1 protein-coding gene is annotated in these 271 nt (G+C 65.7%); it reads right to left on the bottom strand.

The annotated features are described in order from the left end of the window. Positions 1-271: hypothetical protein (locus IM267_RS07810; RefSeq protein WP_193033128.1), on the bottom strand; the 271-nt coding region annotated here is incomplete at both ends.

The raw sequence follows: 271 nt of genomic DNA, 5'->3' as shown, positions 1-271 counted from the left end.
CCTCGCTGAGCTCCCCGCGCTGTAGCTCCGCTTCCAGGTTATCCACCCGCGCCACCAGTTCCGGCGGGAAGATGACGCCGGCCTCCTGCTGAAATTTCTCCGCCAGCGTGCGGCGGGCTGCTTTTGCCAGCTCTGCGCTTTGCGTTTCGGTTCTGACCAGCGGCGTGAAGCTGCCCGGCAGGTAAATGGTCTGGATGCGCCGGGTCTCCGTCTGCGTGGTGGTCAGCCTGTCGCCGTCCCAGCCGTACCATGTCACGTCAGGCGCATCCTG

The sequence above is a fragment of the Enterobacter cloacae complex sp. P15RS genome, assembly GCF_014895905.1.
GTDB lineage: Bacteria > Pseudomonadota > Gammaproteobacteria > Enterobacterales > Enterobacteriaceae > Enterobacter > Enterobacter quasihormaechei.
This window is presented reverse-complemented; position numbering and strand designations above follow the sequence as displayed.